At 72.7% G+C, this 18503-nt stretch carries 17 protein-coding genes; 15 read left to right on the top strand and 2 right to left on the bottom strand.

Annotated elements, in window-relative coordinates; all coding sequences use genetic code 11:
- Window positions 1-166 precede the first annotated feature (166 nt).
- Entirely contained in the window at window positions 167-1306 is a 1140-nt protein-coding gene (locus ACQP10_RS36230) for a low temperature requirement protein A (protein ID WP_399498515.1), read from the bottom strand.
- A 194-nt stretch (window positions 1307-1500) separates the two neighbouring features.
- Here ACQP10_RS36230 and ACQP10_RS36225 point away from each other — a divergent pair, with 194 nt between their 5' ends.
- The 6 genes from ACQP10_RS36225 to ACQP10_RS36200 all read left to right on the top strand — a co-directional run bounded on the left by ACQP10_RS36225 (window position 1501) and on the right by ACQP10_RS36200 (window position 7904).
- Window positions 1501-2247, top strand: coding sequence for a type 1 glutamine amidotransferase domain-containing protein (locus tag ACQP10_RS36225; protein ID WP_179822217.1), 747 nt, complete (start codon window positions 1501-1503; stop codon window positions 2245-2247).
- A gap of 5 nt (window positions 2248-2252) precedes the next feature.
- On the top strand, window positions 2253-2714 hold the full coding sequence (locus tag ACQP10_RS36220) for a (2Fe-2S)-binding protein (protein WP_179822219.1): 462 nt from the start codon (window positions 2253-2255) through the stop codon (window positions 2712-2714).
- A complete protein-coding gene (locus tag ACQP10_RS36215; RefSeq protein WP_433540532.1) occupies window positions 2711-5089 on the top strand; it encodes a xanthine dehydrogenase family protein molybdopterin-binding subunit in 2379 nt (792 codons plus the stop codon). The genes ACQP10_RS36220 and ACQP10_RS36215 overlap by 4 nt, the downstream gene beginning before the upstream one ends.
- Window positions 5090-5091: 2 nt before the next feature.
- Entirely contained in the window at window positions 5092-5919 is an 828-nt protein-coding gene (locus tag ACQP10_RS36210; RefSeq protein ID WP_179822224.1) for an FAD binding domain-containing protein, read from the top strand.
- Window positions 5920-6137: 218 nt separating this feature from the next.
- Entirely contained in the window at window positions 6138-6431 is a 294-nt protein-coding gene (locus ACQP10_RS36205; protein WP_189251164.1) for an antibiotic biosynthesis monooxygenase family protein, read from the top strand.
- Between the two features lie 198 nt (window positions 6432-6629).
- Complete coding sequence (locus tag ACQP10_RS36200; protein ID WP_390003708.1) at window positions 6630-7904, top strand: phytase; 1275 nt, start codon at window positions 6630-6632, stop codon at window positions 7902-7904.
- A 267-nt stretch (window positions 7905-8171) separates the two neighbouring features.
- On the opposite strand, the gene ACQP10_RS36195 is transcribed toward ACQP10_RS36200, so the two are convergent.
- On the bottom strand, window positions 8172-9344 hold the full coding sequence (locus ACQP10_RS36195) for an ABC transporter substrate-binding protein (protein ID WP_346018524.1): 1173 nt from the start codon (window positions 9342-9344) through the stop codon (window positions 8172-8174).
- A 208-nt stretch (window positions 9345-9552) separates the two neighbouring features.
- Between ACQP10_RS36195 and ACQP10_RS36190 the strand changes: the two genes are divergently transcribed.
- The 9 genes from ACQP10_RS36190 to ACQP10_RS36150 all read left to right on the top strand — a co-directional run bounded on the left by ACQP10_RS36190 (window position 9553) and on the right by ACQP10_RS36150 (window position 18459).
- Window positions 9553-10296 (top strand): GntR family transcriptional regulator, encoded by a 744-nt coding sequence (locus ACQP10_RS36190; RefSeq protein ID WP_346018525.1) that lies wholly within the window; start codon window positions 9553-9555, stop codon window positions 10294-10296.
- A 152-nt stretch (window positions 10297-10448) separates the two neighbouring features.
- Window positions 10449-11420, top strand: coding sequence for a Gfo/Idh/MocA family protein (locus ACQP10_RS36185; protein ID WP_346018526.1), 972 nt, complete (start codon window positions 10449-10451; stop codon window positions 11418-11420).
- On the top strand, window positions 11417-12256 hold the full coding sequence (locus tag ACQP10_RS36180; protein ID WP_346018527.1) for a TIM barrel protein: 840 nt from the start codon (window positions 11417-11419) through the stop codon (window positions 12254-12256). Before ACQP10_RS36185 ends, ACQP10_RS36180 begins: the two co-directional genes overlap by 4 nt.
- Window positions 12253-13275: a 5-dehydro-2-deoxygluconokinase gene (gene iolC / locus ACQP10_RS36175; protein ID WP_346018528.1), complete on the top strand. Its 1023-nt coding sequence runs from the start codon at window positions 12253-12255 to the stop codon at window positions 13273-13275. The genes ACQP10_RS36180 and iolC overlap by 4 nt, the downstream gene beginning before the upstream one ends.
- Complete coding sequence (locus ACQP10_RS36170) at window positions 13268-14143, top strand: Cgl0159 family (beta/alpha)8-fold protein (protein WP_346018529.1); 876 nt, start codon at window positions 13268-13270, stop codon at window positions 14141-14143. Before iolC ends, ACQP10_RS36170 begins: the two co-directional genes overlap by 8 nt.
- Entirely contained in the window at window positions 14140-14988 is an 849-nt protein-coding gene (gene iolB / locus ACQP10_RS36165) for a 5-deoxy-glucuronate isomerase (protein ID WP_433540531.1), read from the top strand. Before ACQP10_RS36170 ends, iolB begins: the two co-directional genes overlap by 4 nt.
- Window positions 14985-16823, top strand: coding sequence for a 3D-(3,5/4)-trihydroxycyclohexane-1,2-dione acylhydrolase (decyclizing) (gene iolD / locus ACQP10_RS36160; RefSeq protein WP_433540530.1), 1839 nt, complete (start codon window positions 14985-14987; stop codon window positions 16821-16823). The genes iolB and iolD overlap by 4 nt, the downstream gene beginning before the upstream one ends.
- Window positions 16823-17803, top strand: a complete 981-nt coding sequence (locus tag ACQP10_RS36155) for an inorganic phosphate transporter (RefSeq protein WP_346018532.1) — start codon at window positions 16823-16825, stop codon at window positions 17801-17803. Before iolD ends, ACQP10_RS36155 begins: the two co-directional genes overlap by 1 nt.
- Window positions 17800-18459 (top strand): DUF47 domain-containing protein, encoded by a 660-nt coding sequence (locus tag ACQP10_RS36150; RefSeq protein WP_346018533.1) that lies wholly within the window; start codon window positions 17800-17802, stop codon window positions 18457-18459. The genes ACQP10_RS36155 and ACQP10_RS36150 overlap by 4 nt, the downstream gene beginning before the upstream one ends.
- Window positions 18460-18503 lie beyond the last annotated feature (44 nt).

Below are 18503 nucleotides of genomic sequence, written 5' to 3'. Positions count from 1 at the left end.
TCTCCCCTACCTGTCAGTGGGTACCGCGCTTCGCGCCGGTTGACACCGGAACCGGCGGCGCTTCGAGATGGCCGTTTTTCGCATCGGCCGTGCTTCCTCACGGAAACGCGGTTTAGGGGAGGTTGTCTAGAAATAGGGGGATACTTCTGGAAGTTTGCCGCCACATTCACACAGGTTGCAGGCGGTCGGCCCGCTCCTCCACGGCGAGCGCGACCGCCAGGAGCACCGCGACGAGGCCCAGCTGGAGCACCGCGGACACCCCGCCGACCGGGATCGTGACCAGCGCCAGGAGCCCGGTCAGCGCCCGCGCCCGCCCGCCCGGCAGCCCCAGGATCGCCCGGAACGCCGCCGACCCGAGCAGGAAGGCGGCCACCCCGCCGGCCAGGGCGAGCCGCGCGCCGATGGACAGCGGGTCGCCGGGGTGCGCGACCGCCTTCTTCACCCCGGCCGACACCGCGATGATGCCCAGCAGGATCGGCATGTGGGCGTAGAAGAAGCCGAACAGCACCAGGCGGGTGCGCCGTACCTGTTCGGTCGCCAGGACCAGCGCCTGCTCCGCCCGTTCCAGGTCGGCGTGGAAGTACGCCCACCACAGGCTGGCGCTGAGCGCCAGCCCGATCAGCGCGGTCCCGATCGTCGGCGCGTCCAGCGGGCCGTGCCCGTTGCCGATGCCGACCGCGATGGCGACGACGGACTCGCCCAGCGCGATGATAACCACCAGGCCGTGCCGCTCGGCCACGTGGCCGGGGTGCAGCGGGAACCCCTCCTGACCGGTCAGGTACGGCGAGATCCACATCACGAGCAGGGCGGCCGCCCACAGGGCGTACTTCAGCCCGCCGTCGGCCTGCGCCGCGAGCAGGATCAGCACGGCGCCGGTCAGGTTCGTGGTGAACATCCGCAGGAAGCGCCAGGTCGACTGCAGGTACAGCAGGCCGTGCACGACGACGACCAGGAGCAGCCCGACCGCGAAGCCCGTGCCCTTCTCGGCGAAGGCCCCGGGCACGGCCAGCGCGATGATCAGCCAGCCGGCCATCGCCAGCAGCATGAAGAACCGGCGGGCCACCCGCAGCGGGGGGACGGCGTTGGTCACCCAGGCGTAGCTGGCGAACATCCACCAGATGACGCCGAACATCAGCAGCACCTGGGGCAGGCTGCCGAAGTCGGCGGCCAGCAGGACCGTGAGCTGGGTCGCCGTGAAGACGAATACCAGGTCGAAGAAGAGCTCGATTGTGGAAACCCGCAGCTCTTCGTGGTCGGGGACGGGGTCCACCCGCTCGGTGAACCATTGGGGGAGTGGAAAGTTCATGGGGACGATTGTCGATGGGCCGTCCCCTCGGGACCACACCTGTCCACGCCATTCCCGGCAGTATTTTGCCGAGGTCATGAAGTCCGGCGTTCTAGATAATCAAGTGCGCCCGCCGCTCCGTCCCACCATTGCCGCCTTTCGGAACTGCCGCCATCGTGTGCTTGAAATGCCCGGAAAGAGAAGGAGTGACCGAGATGGCCGACGTCCTCATTCTGATGACCAAGGCGAAGACCCTCGGCCTGCTGGACGGCAGGCAGCACGCTTCCGGGTTCTGGGCCGAGGAGTTCGTCGTACCGTACGAGCGCCTCGTCGCCGAGGGCCACAACGTCGACATCGCCACGGTGGGCGGTGAGGCGCCCACCCCGGACGAGGGCAGCCTCACCCCGTACGTGGTGGGCCTCACCAGGCCCCAGGGCTCACCCGACCACGACGAGGAGAACGTCGAGCACTACAAACAGGTGATCGGCTCCCTGCCGGCGCTGAAGGCGCCGACGGACGTCGCCGGCATCACCCGCGAACGGCTCGCCGGATACGCGGGCGTCTACATCTCCGGCGGGCACGGCGCCATGGAGGACATGCCGCACAGCTCCGACCTGGCCCGCGTGGTCCGCTGGATCCTCGAACTCGACCTGCCCCTGGCCGTCGTGTGCCACGGCCAGTCGGCGCTGCTGCCGCTGCGCGACTCCAGTGGCCGCTGGCCGCTGGAGGGCTACCGGATGACCGCCTTCTCCCACGACGAGGAGATGGTCACGGACATGGCGGGCCAGCTGCCCTTCGTCCTGCAGATGGAGCTGGAACGGCTCGGCGCCCGCTACGAGAAGGCGGAGGCGATCTGGGACTCCCACGTCGTCGAGGACCGCAACCTCATCACGGGGCAGAACCCCTACTCGTCGTCGGCGCTGGCGGACGCCTTCGCCAAGCGCCTGGCCACGGCGCAGTGACGACCATGCGGATCACCCTGACGGTGAACGGAGACCGCGTCGAGCAGGACGTCCCGCCGAACGTCCTCCTCGTGGACCTGCTCCGCGACACCTGCGATCTGACCGGCGCGAAGGTCGGCTGCGACACCGGCCAGTGCGGCACCTGCGTGGTACGGCTCGGCGACCGCTCGGTCAAGAGCTGCCAGATGCTGGCCGTACAGGCCGACGGGGCCGAGGTCACCACGGTCGAGGGCCTCTCCGGCGACGGGGAGCTGACCCCCCTGCAGGAGGCCCTGTGGGAGGAGCACGGAGCGCAGTGCGGCTTCTGCGTCCCCGGGATGGTCATGTCCCTGACCGACCTCCTGGAACACGACTCCGCACCGGACGAGCAGGCGATCCGCGCCGGGATCGCGGGGAACCTGTGCAGGTGCACCGGGTACGGCGCCGTCGTGCGCGCCGTGCAGAAGGCGGTGAAGGACAAGTCATGACCACCGAGACGTTCGGCGCGGGCCTCAAGGACCGCGACGTCCCCGCGATGCTCCGGGGCGACACGACGTTCACCTCCGACCTCCGCCTCCCCGGCATGCTGCACATGGAGTTCGTGCGCAGCGAGCACGGCCACGCGCGGATCGACGGGATCGACACCGCCGAGGCCCGCCGGATGCCCGGCGTGGTCACCGTCGTGACCGGTGAGGACCTCGCCGGCAAGCTCATGCCGATGCCGTGCATCTGGATCCCCGGCGGGGTGGAGAGCCACTTCCCGCCCCACCCGTACGGAGTGCCCGGCGCCGGCCCCGTCCTCGCCGAGGGCGTGGTGCGGTTCATCGGCGAGCCCGTCGCCGCCGTGGTCGCCGAGACCGCCGAGCAGGCCAGGGCCGCGGCGCGGAAGGCCGCCGTCGCCTACACGCCCCTGGCGGCGGTCACCACGCCGCGGCAGGCGCTCGCCGAGGGCGCCCCGCAGCTCCACGAGGCCGTGCCCGGCAACCTCAACGCCCTGTGGACCTGCGGCGACGCCGAGCGCACCGACGCGGCCATCGCCGAGGCAGAGGTCGTCGTCGAGCTCGACCTGTACAACCAGCGGACGATCAACAACCCGATGGAGCCCCGGGCCGCCATCGGCGACTACGACCCGGTCAAGGACGAGTACACCCTCTACGCCACCACCCAGTCGCCGCACAACCACCGCTTCCTGCTGTCCGCGCTGGTCCTCGGCATCCCGTTCAACAAGCTCCGCGTCATCGCCCCGCCCATCGGCGGCAGCTTCGGCACCAAGGGCTACCTCTACCCCGACATGCCCCTGGTGCTCTTCCTCGCCCGCACGCTGGGCCGGCCGGTGCGGTGGGCCGACACCCGCGAGGGCCTGATGCGCTCCACCGTGCAGGGCCGCGACCACCTCCAGCACGTCACCCTCGCCGGGACCCGCGACGGCCGGATCACGGCGCTGCGCTGCACCAGCTACGCCAACCTCGGGGCCTACCCCTCCACCATCGGCCCCGGCGTCGCCACCGCGCTGATGGGCCGGAGCGTCACCGGCCCCTACGCCATCCCGAACGCCTTCTGCGAGGTCCACGCGGTCTTCACCAACACGGTCCCGCTGGGCGCGCAGCGCGGCTCGGGCCGCGCCGAGGCGACCACGATCACCGAACGGGTCCTCGACCTGTACGCCAAGGAGATCGGCGCCGACCCCGCCGAGGTCCGGCTGCGCAACATGGTCCCGCCGGACCGGTTCCCCTACGAGAACGGCCTGGGCTGGACCTACGACTCCGGCGACTACGCCGCCGCGCTGCGCCGCGCCCTGGAGCTCGCCGACTACTCCAAGCTGGAGGTCCTCCGGCGCGAGGCGCGCGAGCGCGGCAAGCTGCTCGGGGTCGGCATCGGCTCGTTCGTGGCGATCTGCGGGGTTGGCCCCTCCACCCGGATGCAGGCCGAGGGCATGCTCGGCGGCACCTGGGAGAGCGCCAACATCCGCGTCCACCCCAACGGCGAGGTCGCGGCCACCATCGGGTCCACCTCCACCGGGCAGAGCCACACGACGACCTTCGCGCAGATCGTCGCCTCCGAGCTCGGCATCGACCCGTCCGCCGTCACGATCTTCCAGGCCGACACCCAGAAGGCCCCCTACGGCCAGGGCACCTACGGCAGCCGCTCCTACAGCGTCGGCGGACCCGCCCTCGCCCTGGCGGCCCGGCAGGTCATCGCCAAGATGAGGACGGCCGCCGCCCACTTCCTCGGCGTGCCCGAGGACCAGGTCGAGTACGCCGACGGGACGTTCTCCGTACCGGGTAAGGAAGGGGCGTCGAAGACCTTCCAGGACATGGCCATGGCGCTGTGGTACGGCTGGAGCCTGCCTCCCGGCATGGAGCCCACCCTCGACGTCACGACCTTCTTCGACCCGCCCGACTTCAACTACCCGTACGGCTCGCACCTGGCCGTCGTCGAGATCGACGAGACCACCGGCGAACTGGAGATCGTCCGTTACGTCGCCGTCCACGACGTCGGCCCCGTCGGCAACCCGCTGGTGGTGAACGGCCAGTTCGAGGGCAGCATCGCGCACGGCCTCGGCCAGGCCCTGATGGAGCGGGCCCGCTACGACGAGACGGGCGCCCTGCTCACCGCCGACCTGACCACCTACGCCATGCCCCGCGCCCACGACATCCCGCGGTTCGTGATGGACACCACGGAGACGCCGTCGCCGCACAACCCGCTCGGCGTCAAGGGCGCCGGCGAGATCGCGACGGTGCCGGTGACCGCGGCCGTGGCCAACGCCGTGTGCGACGCGCTGCGCGAGGCGGGCGTCCGGCACCTCGACATGCCGTACACCCCCGAGAAGATCTGGCGGGCCATCCGAGAGGCCAAGGGTTGATCATGGAGTTGCTGGACTACACGGCGCCGGCCACCCTCGACGAGGCGCTGGAGGCCCTGCGCGCCACCCCCGGCGCCCGCCCCATGGGCGGCGGGCACCGGCTGATCCTCGACATGAAGCGGCGGGCCCGGCGGATCCCGCTGCTGGTCGACCTCGGACGGCTGGACGAGCTGCGGGGCGTGCGCCGCGGCCCGGACGGCGGGCTGGAGATCGGCTCCACGACCACGATCGCCGACCTGGTCGCCGACCCGCTGGTGCGCGGCTCCCACGCCGGGGGACTGCTCGCGGACGCGGCGGCGGCCATGCCGGACGCCCAGGTCAGGAACCGGGCGACGGTGGGCGGCGCGGTGGTCGCCGGGGCCGACGTGGCCGCGGCGCTCATCGCCCTGGAGGCCGGGCTGCACCTGCGCAGCGGGGGCGCGCGGTCCCGCCGCGTCTCCGTCGAGCGGCTCCTCGCCGGCGAGGGACCCGCGGGCGACGAGGTGATCGTCGCCGTGGAGATCCCCGCGACGACGGCCCAGGGCGCCTACGAGAGGCTGGCCGAACCCGCGGCGCTCTCCTCGCTCTGCGGCGTGGCGGTCGGCGTGACCTTCCGCCCCGGCGGCGCGGTCGGCGCCTGCCGGGTGGCCGTCTGCGGCGGGCCGGGACCGGCCCGCCGGGTCCCCGCGCTGGAGGACGCCGCGGCGGCCGCCCCGGGCAACGGCGCCGAGCCCCGGCTCGACGGCGTCTTCGAGTCCGACGACGTCGCCTCGGGCGAGTACCGGGCCCACCTGGCACGGGTGCTCACCCGGCGGGCCGTCACCCGCGCCCGCGACCGTGACCCGGCCTGACCGGCCAGCCCGGGTCACGGCCGGTTCCCCGGGCGCGGGGACGATCTGCTCGTTAGGGTGACGGGGTCGGTCGCACGTCCGTTGACGACGAGGTGCCGGGCGCGCCGGCCGCTGTACTCCACGCTCGCGCCCCGCCGGGGCGCCGGGCCGTACGACCCGGACACGCGGATCTCCCACCGGGTCGCCGAGGCCGCTCCGCATCCCACCGGAGGTTGAACATGATCGTCGAGTACATCCGCTACCGCGTCCCCGACCCCGGGGAGTTCGAGGCGGCCTACCAGCGGGCGGTCGTGCCGCTGGGCAAGTCGCCCTGGTGCCTGGACTACGAGCTGTCGAAGTGCACCGAGGCGGCGGACACCTACATCCTGCGCATCGTCTGGACCTCGGAGGAGGACCACATGCAGGGCTTCCGCCGGAGCGAGTTCTTCGGGGAGTTCTTCACCGAGATCCGGCCCTACGTGTCGGACATCGAGGAGATGCGCCACTACCGGCCGGTGATCACGAAGGCGTGACCCGCGGGGCCACCGGCCCGCCCGGCTTCCGCGGGCGGGCCGGTGGCGTTCCGGCGGCCGTCCTGCCCGCTCCGTCGCCCTGTTCGCCAGGGATCAGCTTGCGTCCTTATGTCCTGACATATGTACGTCCTATTGATTTGAAGTAAATCTGTCGTTACGTTCGTGGGGCAAGAACTTCCCCCCAATCGAGGAGGCGCAATGCGTCCCCTGTCCCGACTTCTTCTGGCGGCCCTCACCTGTTCGCTGGCGGGAGGGCTGGCGGTGCCCGCGTCCGGCCTGGCCGTCCCATCGGTGGCTCCGAAGGTGGAGACCCCCGCCCTGTACGACGACGAGGCCGGCGGCGACGCCAACGGTGACGACCCCGCGATCTGGGTCAACCCCTCCGACGACGACGAGAGCGTGGTGATCGCCACCGCCAAGAAGGCCGGACTCTTCGTCTACGACCTCGGCGGGCGGCAGCTGCAGCACATTCCCGCCCCCGCGGCCCCGGGACCCGACGACGAGGCCGGGCGGTTCAACAACGTCGACGTCACCTACGACTTCGGCAGGCGGGATCTGGCCGTCGTCTCCGACCGCGGCCAGGACAAGCTCCGGATCTACGCCATCTCGGACGGCCGGCTCACCGACGTGACCGACCCCGCCGCGCCGTTCGTGTTCAACACCACCCAGCAGCAGGTCAACGACGCCGAGACCGCCTACGGCCTGGCCACCTGGAAGGACTCGACCGGCACCTACGCGCTGGTCAGCCGCCGCCACAAGACCTCGGTCGGCCTGGTCAAGCTCCTCTCCAAGCCGGGCGGCAAGATCGGATACCAGCTCGTCAGGACGCTGGACCTCCCCACGTCGTTCACCCTGCCGAACGGCCGGACGTGGACGCCCTGCCTGGAGCCCGGCGTGCAGCCGCAGGTCGAGGGCATGGTCGTGGACCAGGAGAAGGACGTCCTCTACGCGGCCCAGGAGGACGTCGGCATCTGGCGGATCCGGGCGGACCTCACCGGAACCCCCACGCTGGTGGACAAGGTCCGGGAGTACGGCGTGCCGGGCACCTACGACCCGGCGACGGACGAGTGCACCCCCGGCGCGGACCCGGGCTACGGCGGCCGGCACCTGACCGCGGACGCCGAGGGACTCACGATCTACTACCGGGAGGACGGCAAGGGCTACCTGCTGGCCTCCAGCCAGGGTGACAGCACCTTCGCCGCCTACCGCAGGGAGGGGACGAACGCCTACCTGGGGCAGTTCCGGGTCGGTGACCACAACGGCATCGACGGCGTCGAGCACAGCGACGGCTCGACCGTGCTGAACGTCCCGCTGGGGGACTTCGACGAGGGGCTGTTCGTCGCGCACGACGGTGAGAACACGCCGGCCGAGCCGGGCCGGGAGATCACGAACTTCAAGTTCACCCCCTGGGAGGACATCGCCGAACCGCTCGACCTGGACGTGGACACCGACGGCTGGGACCCGCGTGACTGAGTGACCTGAGTGACGGACGGCCCCCGGTGCCCGGCGCCGGGGGCCGTCGCGTGCCCGCCCCGGCTCCGGGCCGGACGCCGGGAGGTTCGCCGGAGGTCAGGGCCGGGCGCCGGAGGTGCGCCCGAGAACCGGGCCGGGCGCCGGGAGGTTCGCCGGAGGTCAGGGCCGGGCGCCGGGGGTGCGCCCGAGAACCGGGCCGGACGCCAAGAGGGGAGCACCCCCACCGGGGTGCTCCCCTCGCGCGTGCGCCGCCCGCCCGCCGTCGGATCAGCCGTGGTTGACCCGCCAGAAGTCGGAGACGGTCTGACGGCCGCGCAGGTCGCCGAGGAGCGAGGCGGGATCGGTGTGGAAGAGCTGTCCCTGCCAGTCGGGCAGACCGGGCGGGACGACCAGCGGCTTGACCGTGCTGTTGCCGGAGACGCCGCCCTCGCCGATCTCGTGCTTGACGCCCTCCTCGGTCATGATGAAGTGGACGTACAGCTTGGCCGCGTTGGGGTGCTTGCTCTTGGCGGCGATCCCGACGAACTTGGGATAGCTGAAGCCCACGAACGGCGCCATGCCCTCGCACGTCTTCTGGGCGTACCCCTTGTCCTCGTTGTTGCGGAACTTGGAGATCGACATGAAGCCGATCTTCTTGTCGGTGGCGTTGGGCGCGCCCACCGCTCCGGAGATGTCCTCGTCGGAGCCGGTCAGCACCGGCCGGTTGCCCGCCACCCGCTTGATCCACTCGTAGGCGGCGCTCTTCTCCTTGATCTCCAGGGGCTTGCCGTACTTCGCCTGGTACGCCTCCTGCAGGGCCTGGTCGCCGTGCGCGTCCAGCTGGGTGAAGAACGACAGCACGGTGGGCTTGCCCAGGGGGTCCTGCATCACCAGCTTGCCGGCCCACTCCGGCTCGGTCAGGTCCCACACGTTCTTCACCGGGCACCCGCCGGGCGAGAGCTTGGGGTTGTAGGCGAAGACCGTCGCCTTGGAAAGGGCGAGCAGCGGATTCCGGCTCTCGGCCGGGATCTGGTCCTTCAGGTCGGCGGGCACCCAGGTCCGCGCCACGCCCTGCGGGATCAGCTGGCCCACCAGGACCCCGCCGTCCTCGTACATCGCCGCGTCGATCGTGACGTTGTCCGCGGCATGCTCTCTGATCATCTTCTCGGCGGTCTGCGGGGTGTCGGACTTGACCCCCTCCATGGCGATGCCGTATTTCGCGGTGAACGCCTTGGCGACCTCCTCGATGTCACCGCTGGAGTCGTAGACCAGCAGGCTGCCTTCCTTCTTGGCGGCGGCGACCAGGGCGTCCAGGTCGAGGGTCGCGTCCATCGAGGCCGCGGGAAGCGGCTGGGCGGCCGTCGCCGCCGACGACGGGGCGTCGGTGGCGGTGGAGGGGGCGCAGGCCGCGACGGCCAGCGCCAGCAGTGCCATGGGCACGATCTTCCGGGTACGCCTCAAGTGGCGTCACTCCTCTTGCCTCTCGGGGTGGTGGGCGCCGCCCAGAGCCCCCGATCCGGCGCCGCGGTTGCTCAACGATGAACGTCATGTGAATAATTTGTCAAGACATACTTACTTAGCTGCGGCATCCGGAACACTTCCGTGACCGGGCGAGGTCGAGCGGTTTGACCATTGGTCAGGACATTCTGATGTCAGTTACCGTTTTCCTGTGACTGTGACGAGATTGGACATCGACCTCGATCGATCGAGCCCCGTTCCGCTCTACTTCCAGATGGCCGAACGGATCGCGGAGGCCATCCAGAACGGTGAACTGCCGTCGGGCACCCGGCTCGACAACGAGGTGCAGCTCGCCGACCAGCTGGGACTGTCGCGCCCCACCGTCCGCCAGGCCATCCAGTACCTCGTGGACAAGGGGCTGCTGGTCCGCAAGCGCGGCGTCGGCACCCAGGTCGTGCACGGCCAGGTGAAGCGGGCGGTCGAGCTCACCAGCCTCTACGACGACCTTCGCCGGGCCGGTCAGCAGCCGGAGACCCGGGTGCTGTCGATCGAGACGGTCCCGGCGGAGGAGGACGTCGCCGGCGTCCTCGGTGTCGCTCCGGGCGCCCCGGTGCTCCGGCTGGAGCGGATCAGGTACGCCTCGGGGGAACCGCTCGCCCTGCTGCACAACTGGCTGCCGGCCGGTGTGGCGTCCCTGACCGCCGAGGCGCTCCAGGCGCGGGGGCTCTACGAGCTGCTGCGCTCGGCCGGCGTCCGGATGAGGGTCGCCAACCAGCGGATCGGCGCCCGTACCGCCACCCCGGCCGAGGCCCGTCTGCTGGAGGAGCGCCGCGGCTGCCCGCTGCTGACGATGGTCCGCACGACCTACGACGACCAGGGCCGGGCCGTGGAGCACGGCTCGCACGTCTACCGGGCCTCCCACTACGCGCTGGAGGTCACGCTCGTGGAGCGCTGAGGGTGCGGGGCGCCGGGGGCGGCCGGGCGGGGCGCCGGCCGCACGGCGCTCGGCGACTCCGCCGGATGTCAGTTCATCCGAATGTCAGGACAAAGTATTGACTAGTGCTTGATGGTCGTTTAGAACTGGAGTCCCCTGGACGAGGAGCCAACATGCGTGTGGGTTTGCTGGGCCTTGGTCGGATAGGCCTCTTCCATGCCACCACCCTCTCGACGCTCGCCGACGAACTCGTCGTCTCCGACGTCGACCGGGCCAGAGCCGAGGACGTGGCGGCGCGGCTCGGGGCCCGGGTCGCCGACCCCTTCGACGCGGACGCGGTGGTGATCGCCACCCCGACGTCGACCCACGCGGAGGCGCTGCTCCGGGCGTGCGAGCTGGGAGTCCCGGCGTTCTGCGAGAAACCCGTGGCCCCCGGCGTGGCGGAGACCCTGCGGGTGGTCGAGGCCGTCGAACGCAGCGGCACCCTTGTGCACATCGGATTCCAGCGGCGCTTCGACGCCGGCTACGCCGCCGCGCGCGAGGCGCTGCGCGGCGGCGAACTGGGCGACGCGCACCGCGTCCACCTGGTGACCGCCGACCCCGCGCCGCCGCCCGCCGAATACGTCGCGCTCTCCGGCGGCATCTTCCGCGACTGCCACATCCACGACTTCGACATCCTGCGCTGGGTCACCGGGCGCGAGGTGGACGTCGTCTACGCGACGGGCGCCAACCGGGGCGAGGACTTCTTCGCCGAGGCCGGTGACGTCGACACCAGCTCCGCGCTGATGACCATGGACGACGGCACGCTGGTCACCCTGCAGGGCTCACGCCACAACGGCGCCGGATACGACGTGCGGATGGAGATCGCCGGCACCCGCGCGACCTGGGCGGTCGGGCTCGGCGACCGGACCCCGCTGCGCTCGGTCGAGGGCCTGACCCCGGACGGCGAGCCGTGGCCGGACTTCCTCACCAGGTTCGACGCGGCCTACGTCGCGGAGATGGAGGCGTTCCTGGCGGCGGCGCGCGGCGAGCGCGAGAGCCCCTGCACGGTCCAGGACGCCCTGGCCGCCCTCTACATCGCCGAGGCGGCGGACCTGTCCCGCCGTACCGACCGTCCCGTCCGTCTCCTGGAGGTCGCCAAGTGAGGATCGCCGCCGCCCCCATCTCCTGGGGCGTGTGCGAGGTGCCCGGCTGGGGCCTCCAACTCACCCCGGACCGAGTGCTGGCGGAGATGGCCGAGTCGGGCCTGACCGCCACCGAACTGGGCCCCGACGGGTTCCTGCCCCCGGAACCGGAGGACCGCACCCGGCTGCTCGACCGGTACGGCCTGCGGGCGATCGGCGGATTCGTCCCCGTCGTCCTGCACGACCCCGACCGGGACCCGCTCGCGGAGCTGCGCGCCGTACTGACCTCCTTCCCGGCGGACGCGGTGGTCGTCCTGGCCGCCGCCACCGGCGCCGACGGCTACGACGCCCGCCCCGTCCTGGACGCCGAGGGCTGGCGGACGCTCCTGGGCAACCTGGACCGGATCCACCGCGAGACGCCCCGGCCGGTCACCCTGCACCCGCACATCGGGACCATGGTGGAGACCCGCGCGGAGGTGGACCGGGTGCTGGACGGCAGCGGGGTCCCCCTCTGCCTGGACACCGGCCATCTCCTGGCCGGCGGGACCGACCCGCTGGACGTCGTCCGCCGGGCCCCCGGCCGGATCGCCCACGTCCACCTCAAGGACGTCGACGCCGCGCTCGCCGGGCGGGTCCGGGCCGGTGAGATCACCTACACCGAGGCGGTGCGGGCGGGGATCTACCGTCCGCTCGGCCGGGGGGACGTCGACGTCGCCGGCATCGTCACCGGCCTGACCGCGGCCGGATACGCCGGCTGGTACGTCATGGAGCAGGACGTCGTCCTCACCTCCGAGGACGCGGACCCGGCCGGCGACGTCCGCGCGAGCCTGGCCTTCCTACGGGGGATCACCGCATGAGCGCCCCCGCGCACGGGCCCGGGACACCGCCCCCCGCCTTCGAGGTGCTGACCATGGGACGGGTCGGGGTGGACGTCTACCCGCTGCAGGTGGGCGTGCCGCTGCGGAAGGTCACGTCCTTCGGCAGGTATCTCGGCGGCAGCCCCACCAACGTGGCCGTGGCCGCGGCCCGGCTGGGCCGCTCCAGCGCGGTGATCACCCGCACCGGGGCCGACCCGTTCGGGGAGTTCGTCCACGACGCGCTGGCCGAGTACGGCGTCGACGACCGCTACGTCACGGCGGTGCCGCACCTGCCGACCCCGGTGACGTTCTGCGAGATCCGCCCGCCGGACGACTTCCCGCTCTACTTCTACCGCCATCCCAAGGCCCCCGACCTGGAGATCCTCCCGGAGGAACTCGACCTGCCCGCGGTCACCGCGTCGGCGCTGTTCTGGGCGACCGTGACCGGGCTGTCGGCCGAGCCGTCGCTCGGCGCGCACCTGGCCGCCTGGCGGGCGCGAGGCCGGGCCCGGCACACCGTGCTCGACCTCGACTACCGGCCGATGTTCTGGTCGGACGCGGAGACCGCCCGGGAACGGGTGCGCGCGGCACTGGGACAGGTGACCGTCGCGGTCGGCAATCTGGACGAGGCCGAGGTCGCCACCGGCACGCGCGATCCCCACGCGGCCGGGCGGGCGCTGCTGGACGCGGGGGTGGAGTTGGCGATCATCAAACAGGGAGCGGCCGGGGTGCTGGGCATGACCGCCGACACGGCGGTGGAGATACCGCCCGTCGAGGTCGAGGTGGTCAACGGGCTGGGGGCGGGCGACGCCTTCGGCGGCGCCCTCTGCCACGGTCTGCTGGCGGGCTGGCCGCTCGCGCGGACGCTGCGCTTCGCCAACGCGGCCGGGGCGATCGTGGCCGGACGGCTGGCGTGCGCCCCCGCGATGCCCACGGCGGAGGAGATCGAGGCCGTCCTGGCGGGCGGATCCCCGGACTCACCGACCGGCTCCCCGCGAGGAGGCGTCGCAGATGCATGAGGACCACTACCGCCGCCTGCGCGACGAGCGGGCCTGGCACCCGGAACGGGTGGCCGAGGCGGCCGCCGCGCGCCGGCGCAGACCGCTGCTGACCGACCGGGACCGCCTGCTGATCATCGCGGCAGACCACCCGGCCAGGGGGTCCCTCGGCGCGGCCGGCCACCCGATGGCCATGGAGAACCGGACCCTCCTGCTGGACCGGCTCATGACCGCGCTGGCGCGGCCGGGCGTGGACGGGCTGCTGGCCACCCCCGACATCGTCGAGGACCTGCTGCTGCTCGGCGCCCTCGACGAGAAGATCGTCATCGGTTCGATGAACCGGGGCGGTGTGCAGGGGGCGGCGTTCGAGTTCGACGACCGTTTCACCGCCTACGACGCCGACTCGCTCGTGGAGATGGGCCTCGACGGCGGCAAGATGCTCTGCCGGATCGCGCTGGAGGACACCTCGACCGCGGCGACGCTGGCGAGCTGCGGGCAGGCCGTCACCCGGCTGGCCAGGCACGGTCTGATGGCGATGGTCGAACCGTTCTGGTCCAAGCGCGTCGAGGGCGTGGTGCGGCACGACCTGTCGCCGGAGGCGATGATCCACGCCATCAGCGTCGGCCAGGGGCTCGGCGCGACCTCCGCCCGCACCTGGCTGAAGCTTCCGGTCGTCGAGGACATGGAACGCGTCCTGGCCGCCACGACGCTGCCGGTCATGCTGCTCGGCGGCGACCCCGGGCCCGACCGGATGCTCGACACCTGGGACAAGGCGCTGCGCCTGCCCGGCGTGCGGGGCCTGGTCGTCGGCCGGGCACTGCTCTACCCGCCCGACGACGACGTGGCGGCGGCCGTGGACGCCGCGGTGAGCCTTCTGGAGGCGGCATGACGTACATCCCGAGCGGCTCCGCCGCCGCGCCCCCGTGGACGGTGGAGATCACTCCCGGGACGGCCGGCTGGACCTACGCGGGGCTGCGGGTCGCCGACCTGGCGGACGGTCCCGTGGAGTTCGACACCGGCGACGAGGAGATGCTGGTCCTGCCGCTGTCGGGTCCCTGCGAGGTCGTCGCCGCCGGGCGGCGACTGTCGCTGTCCGGGCGCGCGTCGGTCTTCGACGGGGTGACCGACTTCGCCTACCTGCCGATCGGGACGTCCGTCCGGATCACCGGCTCGGGCCGCGTCGCGCTCCCCTCGGCCCGCGCCACCCGTTCCCTGCCGGTCCGGTACGGCGCGGCGCGCGACGTCCCCGTCGAGATCCGCGGGGCCGGGCAGGCCACCCGGCAGGTCAACAACTTCTGCGCGCCGGACGCCTTCGACTGCGACCGGCTGGTCGCGGTGGAGGTGCTGACCCCGGGCGGCAACTGGTCGTCCTACCCGCCGCACAAGCACGACACCGCCTCCGCGTGCGAGGCGGTGCTGGAGGAGATCTACTACTTCGAGGGCGGTCCCGGCTACCAGCGGGTCTACGGCGGCCACGAGACGCTGACGGAGGTGGCGGGCGGCGACGTGGTGCTCGTCCCGCGCGGCTACCACGGCCCGTCGATGGCCGCCCCCGGCTACGACCTGTACTACCTCAACGTCCTGGCCGGACCCGCCGAGAAGCGGACCATGGCCTGCGCCGACGATCCCCGGCACGCCTGGGTCCGCTCCTCCTGGGCCGAGCAGACGATCGACCCGCGCGTGGCGCGCCGCGTCACCGAGATCCGGAGCGGACTTACCGGAGGTACCCCATGAGGCTCACCACCGCGCAGGCGCTGGTGCGGTTCCTCGCGAACCAGTGGACCGAACGCGACGGCGCCGAGCAGCGCCTGATCGCCGGATGCCTGGGCATCTTCGGCCACGGCAACGTGGCCGGCATCGGTCAGGCCCTGGCCGAGCAGGGCGCCGGCACCGGCGGAGCGCTGCCGTACTACCCGGCCCGCAACGAGCAGGCCATGGTGCACACCGCGGTCGGGTTCGCCCGCACCCGCGACCGGCTGTCCACCCTGGCCTGCACCACCTCGATCGGGCCCGGCGCGACCAACATGGTCACCGGCGCGGCGCTGGCCACGATCAACCGGCTGCCGGTGCTGCTCCTGCCCGGCGACGTCTTCGCCACCCGGGCCGCCGGCACGCTCCTGCAGGAGCTGGAGGACCCCCGCAGCCCGGATTTGTCGGTCAACGACACCCTGCGGCCGGTGTCGCGGTTCTTCGCCCGGATCGACCGGCCCGAGCAGCTGCCCGCGGCGCTCCTGGCCGCGATGCGGGTGCTGACCGACCCCGCCGAGACCGGCGCGGTCACCCTGGCCCTGCCACAGGACGTGCAGGCCGAGGCGTTCGACTGGCCCGAGGAGCTGTTCACCCGCCGGGTGTGGCACGTGGCCCGGCCGGTGCCCGAACCCGCCGCGCTGGACCGGGCGCTGGAGATGCTGCGCCGCTCCCGGCGGCCGCTCGTCGTGGCCGGCGGCGGGGTGAAGTACAGCGGGGCGTGCGAGACGCTGGCGGCGTTCGCCGCCCGGCACGGCGTGCCGGTGGCCGAGACCCAGGCGGGCAAGGGCGCGCTGCCGCACGACCACCCGTGCGCGGTCGGCGCGGTCGGGCACACCGGCACCGCCGCGGCCAACACCCTGGCCCGTGAGGCCGACCTGGTCATCGGGGTGGGCACCCGCTACACCGACTTCACCACCGCCTCGCGCAGCCTGTTCGGCCAGGCGGCGTTCCTCAACGTCAACGTCACCGCCTTCGACGCCGCCAAGCACAGCGGGGAGACGCTGGTGGCCGACGCCCGCGAGGCGCTGGGGGCCCTGTGGCCGGACGGCTGGCGGGCCGAGGCCGACTGGACCGACCGGGCGGCGAGCCTGGCCGCCGGCTGGCGGGCCGAGACCGACCGGATCTACGGCGGGGCCGAACTGACCCAGCCGGTGCTGCTCGGCGTGCTCAACGAGATCGCCGCGGACGGCGTGGTGGTCAACGCCGCCGGGTCGATGCCCGGCGACCTGCACAAGCTGTGGCGGGCCGCCGACCCGGGCAACTACCACGTCGAGTACGGCTACTCCTGCATGGGATACGAGATCGCCGGCGGTCTGGGGGTGAAGCTGGCCGCGCCGGAGCGGGAGGTGTTCGTGCTGGTGGGCGACGGCTCCTACCTGATGATGGCCCAGGAGATCGTCACCGCCGTGCAGGAGGGCGTCAAGCTCGTCGTCGTCCTGGTGGACAACCGCGGCTTCGCCTCCATCGGGAACCTGTCGGAGGCGGTCGGCGCGCACCGGCTGGGCACCGCCCACCGGACGCGCGGCCCCGCCGGGGAGCTGGACGGCCCCTACCTGCCGGTGGACCTGGCGGCCAACGCCGCCAGCCTCGGCGCCGACGTGCTGCGCGCCACCGACCGGGAATCGCTGCGCGAGGCGCTGGTCAAGGCGCGGGAGGCCGACCGGACCACCGTCGTGTACGTCGAGACGGTCCCCGGCCCGGCTCCGGACACCACCGCCTGGTGGGACGTCCCGGTCGCCGAGGTGTCGCGGGACCCGGTGACCAAGGCGGCGCGGGAGCGCTACGAGGACGCCAAACGCGACCAGCGCCCCTACCTGTGATGGGCTGGACGGCGGCGTTCGCCGCGACGGCGATCCTCTTCGTGCTGATCAGCGGGGCCAACGACGGGGCCACCCTGATCGGGCTGGGGCTGCGGTTCCCCCGCGCGCCGGGATGGGCGGTCACCGCGCTCCTCGCGGCGGTGCTGTTCGCCGGGCCGTACGTCATGGGCGTCGCGGTCGCGCGGACCTTCACCGGGAGGCTCACCGAGCTGAACGCCCCCGGCGGCGCGGCGGCGTTCCTGGCCGGAGTGGTGATCGCGGTGGCCGTGGTCGCCGTCCTGTCCGGCCGGGGACTGCCGACCAGCCTGACGCTCGCGGTGATCGGCGGCATCACCGGGGCGGGGCTCGGTTCGGGACTGCCGGTGTCGTGGTCGGGGCTGGCCGCCGTGCTGGCGGTCGGGCTCGGCGCGCCCCTGGTCGGCCTGGCCCTGGGCTACGCGCTGGGGACCGTCTCGCGCCGGGTGCCGTCCAGCAGGCGGATGCCGCGGCTCGTGCTCGCCGCCCACCTGCTGGCCTACGCGGCCCAGTGCGCGGCCTACGCGGTGAACGACGGCCAGAAGATGATCGCGGTGGTGAGCGTCGCGGTCCGTGTGGGCCACGACGGGCCGGGAGCGGTCGGGCCCGTCGAGGTCCCCCCGGCGTGGATGGCCGTCCTGGTGGCGCTGTTCCTCGCCGGCTCCCTGAGCAGCCTCACCCGCGTGGGGGAGCGGCTGGGCCGCGGGCTGGTCATCACCCGGCCGCTGCACGTCGTCTCGGCCGAGGCGGCGGCCACCAGCGCCGTCCTGGGCAGTTCCGCCCTCGGCAGCCCGGTGAGCATGACCCAGTCCATCACCGCCGGAGTCGTCGGCGTGGCGGCGAGCGAGGGAAGCAGGAGGGTGCGATGGCAGAGCGTGCTGAGCATGGGTACCGCGTGGCTGGTCACGCTCCCGGCGTCGATGACGCTGGGTTGCCTGGCCGGGCTCGCGCTGAGGCTGCTGTGAGCGACGCCGCCGGGCGGGCCCGGCGGTTCGCCCGGGCCTGGGACGACCTGCGGGGCCGGTCGGGACGGCGGGTGATGGACCTGGTCCGCGGGCAGGTCGCCGTCGCGCGGGCCGGGGCCGTACTCGCCTGCTCGACGGCCTCCGGCGAGATCGACCGGTCCGCCGCGCGCACCCGGATGGCCGAGGTGGAGCACGAGGGCGACGCGGCACGGGCCGAGCTCGTCCGGGCCCTGCTGCGGACCCTGGCCACCCCCATCGACCGGGAGGACCTGTTCCGGCTCTCCCGCTCGGTCGACGACGTCCTGGACCATCTGCGCGACTACGTGCGCGAGGCCGACCTGTTCGGCCCGGCGGACCTCTCCTTCGCGGCCGAGCCGCTGCAGGCGGTGATCGGCGGGCTCGACGAGCTGGACCGGGCCCTGCCGAAGGTGTTCGACGACCCAGGCTCGGTCACCGTGGCCGTGCTGGCCACGCGGAAGGCGTGCAACCGGGTCCGCCAGCTCTACCAGGCCCGGCTCACCGAGCTGTTCGCCGGACCGCTGGAGATGGACACCCTGCGCGAGCGCGAGCTGCTCTCGCGCCTGGACGCGGTGGGCCGGCGGCTGGGCGAGTCCGCCGACGCGCTCGCCGACGCGATGCTCAAACGAAGTCACTGACCACGCGACCACGGAGCCGCCCACGGCGCCGCCCACGACCTACC

Source organism: Streptosporangium sandarakinum (assembly GCF_050942225.1).
Classification (GTDB): domain Bacteria; phylum Actinomycetota; class Actinomycetes; order Streptosporangiales; family Streptosporangiaceae; genus Streptosporangium; species Streptosporangium nondiastaticum.
Note: the sequence above shows the minus strand (reverse complement) of the source record. Positions and strands in the feature narration are given on the sequence as shown.